General features: G+C 43.1%; 2 protein-coding genes. Both read left to right on the top strand.

The window, feature by feature from the left end; translation table 11 throughout:
* The first annotated feature begins 249 nt into the window (after window positions 1-249).
* Window positions 250-1,782, top strand: coding sequence for a GAF domain-containing sensor histidine kinase (locus IQ264_RS31930; protein ID WP_228061969.1), 1,533 nt, complete (start codon window positions 250-252; stop codon window positions 1,780-1,782).
* 113 nt (window positions 1,783-1,895) lie between these two features.
* On the top strand, window positions 1,896-3,272 hold the full coding sequence (locus tag IQ264_RS31925) for an IctB family putative bicarbonate transporter (RefSeq protein WP_193986684.1): 1,377 nt from the start codon (window positions 1,896-1,898) through the stop codon (window positions 3,270-3,272).
* The last annotated feature ends 10 nt before the right edge of the window (window positions 3,273-3,282 follow it).

Here is a 3,282-nt window from a genome sequence, read left to right as displayed (position 1 = left end):
CGTCTCTTAACAAAGGGGACTGGGGACAAGAGGACAAGGGGACAAGGGGACAAGGAGAAGTTGATTAACTTAAAACTCCTCCTAACTTAAAACTCAAAACTCAAAACTCAAAACTTCCCCAATCCCCAATTCCCAAGATTTATTACTATTTTCTAAAAAAGATGTTTATCTGGAAGCTTGTTGGGGAACTTTAAGAATAGCTATAAGCCATCAGGCAACAGCTAAGTAAATTTCACGTTAATCTAAATTATGCGGGTAGCAGTTGGAATGGTAAGCCCTGAAAACAATCTATTTTTAGGTTTGAATGGTGTAACACCTCAAGCAATAGAAGCACAACGCCTCGTAGCTTTAGCAGAATCTGGACTACTGCAAGCAGAAAATATTCCGATTTTCGATGAGGCGACACAGACAGCAGCCCATTTCCTAGATGCACCAATCTGCATCTTAGGCATTATGGACAGAGATCGGCAAGTTTTCAAGTCTGCTGTTGGTTTATCACGCTTGGGTTTAATGAATCAGCTGGCAGCATCTCGTCAGTTGTCGCGCTCAGAATCTTTTTGTACTCATGTGGTAGAGAGCCAAAGAGTTTTGGTAATTAATGATGCTACCACCGATCCAGATTTTGCTAAAAGTTTCTTGGCGTTGCATTACGGTATCCGCGCCTATTTGGGAGTACCACTATTAATCACCAGCGGACATTGCTTGGGTACTTTAGCAGTAATGGATAGAGTAGCACGTAACTTTTCTAGCAAGGATATCGAGTTTTTAGAACTCATGGCTCGCTGGATCATGAGTGAGTTTGAGCGGAGTCGCTTGCAATCTAGTGCTGAACCTCCGGGAGTGATGGTTAATTTAAACACCCAAGTCATTTCTCCTTCCCAAGCTGGTAAAGATTTAGCGGCTAATCAAATTCAAGTCAAATTGTTAGGACAAATTACTCAAGAACTCAGAACACCCCTAACTTCGGTTTTGGGAATGGCTAGCGTTTTGGGTAGAGAAATTTATGGCCCTTTGACGAAAAAACAACGAGAATATTTAGAGATTATCCAAAACAGCGGTCAATATTTACTGTCTTTGGTTAACGAAATTTTGGCTTTGGGAGAACTAAATACTGAAGATCCGAAACTGAATCTTTTGGCAACGGATATTGAAATGCTCTGTCAACAGGCTAGCAATTCTTTGGAGGAGGCGGCTAATCGCAGAGGTCAAAAGGTTCGGGTTTCTGTGGAACCGGGTAATCGGATTTGGCAGCTAGACAAGGAAAAGGTGAGACAGATGCTTTATCATCTGGTGTCTAGTTTGCTGAAAACATCGGATACTGGCTGTGTGGTTCGGATTCATGTTTCTCGGAAAAATCAAGGGCTAAATATTGCAATTTGGGTTTCGCATCCTTGGTTGGGAGATAGTTTGCCTCATGTAGAATCTTTCTTGTATCAATCATCAATGAAAGCGATTCCTGTAATTTCTGAAACTTTGCCTTCAGAGGTAGAAAATGAGGAAGCATGGTCAAGGTTGATGATTCCCTCTGAGCGCGAACATACGCAAATTGAATCTTCTCCATTAACTGATTTTTCTGATTTGAATGAACAGGTAAAAGCTACTGGTGAAGAGGTGGCAATTTCGGCGCATCCTTTAAATAGTGAATCTTGGGAAAATTTGGGTTTGTTACTCAGTTGTCACTTAGCACAAATACAAGGTGGTAATATCTCGATTCAGGGTTCACCGGAATCGGGTTATCGCTATGTGATCCTCTTGCCTAATGTAATGGCTGTGGATGAGTGAAGTTATATAGCACTACGGGCATAGCTTCGCCAAGGTCATTGATTGGAGGAAATGCTATTGACAAATGACTGTTAACGAATGACAAATGACAAATGACTATTGACAGGTAATTTATGAATTCAGCTTGGCAACAAATCACTTTGTCTAATTTGCCTTTGTATCAGTGGCGGAGTGCCAGCTATTTGTACCAGTTGGTTGGTTGTTTGGCTGCTTGGCGCAGGGGTAGCTGGCTAATGCAGTGGGGAGAGACACTGGGGGCTTTATTGGTTTGTCTGGTGTTTGCTCTGGCTCCGTTTGTGTCTAACGATCTGGTGGGCGTGCTACTGTTCGCTAGTGGTGCTTTCTGGCTGCTGCTGACGTTATCGGATGAGGCGGGGGCTGGTGTTACTCCGATTCATTTGCTGGTGTTGCTGTATTGGGCTATTTCGGCGGTAGCAACGGCGATGTCTCCGGTGAAAGCGGCGGCGCTGGTTGGTTTGGTGAAGTTAACTCTGTATTTGCTGTTTTTTGCGTTGATGGCGCGGGTTTTGCGTTCGCGTAGTCTGCGTTCTGGGATAATTACTGTTTATTTGCACGTAGCTTTGATTGTCAGTGTTTACGGGTTACGTCAATGGATTTTTGGTGCAGCACAGTTGGCGACTTGGGTTGATGCAGAATCGACTTTAGCTAAAACTACGCGAGTTTACAGTTACCTGGGAAATCCTAATTTACTAGCTGCTTATTTGGTTCCGGCGATCGCTCTTTCCCTAGCAGCTATATTCACTTGGCGAGGTTGGATTTGTAAGGCTTTGGCTGTGATAATGTTTGGGGTTAATTCCCTTTGTTTGATCTTAACTTTTAGCCGGGGCGGTTGGATCGGTTTGGTGGTGATGTTGTTCACCTTTTTGTTGTTGTTGTTTTATTGGTTTAGTGTTAATTTGCCACCGTTTTGGCGCACTTGGTCTTTACCTATTTTATTAGGAGGTATGGCGGGTTTTGTTGTACTAGCGGTGCTGTTTGTGGAACCTGTGCGCGATCGCGTTTTGAGTATGTTTGTCGGGCGCGAAGATAGTAGTAATAATTTCCGTTTAAATGTTTGGGCGGCGGTGAAGGAGATGATTGCCGATCGTCCGATTTTAGGTATTGGCCCTGGTAATACTGCTTTTAATAAGGTTTACCCGCTTTATATGCGTGCTCGCTACACTGCTTTAAGTGCTTATTCTGTGTGGCTGGAGGTAATGGTAGAAACTGGTTTTATTGGTTTAATGTGTTTCCTGTGGTTGCTGTTAGTTACTTTTAACCAAGGTTGGCAACAACTGCGTCGTTTAAGAGAGTTGGGTAGTCAACAAGCTTTTTGGTTAATTGCGGCGATCGCTAGTCTTTTAGGTATGCTAGCTCATGGTACTTTTGATACTGTTTTGTATCGTCCAGAAGTGAATACTCTCTGGTGGTTTATGATTGCTTTGATTGCTAGTTATTACACAAATTTGAGACAGGTGGTTAGGGACTAGGGACTGGGGA

The organism is [Phormidium] sp. LEGE 05292 (assembly GCF_015207735.1).
Lineage (GTDB): Bacteria > Cyanobacteriota > Cyanobacteriia > Cyanobacteriales > Aerosakkonemataceae > Floridanema.
The sequence above is the reverse complement of the archived record's forward strand: the minus strand, read 5'-3'. Positions and strand labels throughout refer to the sequence as shown.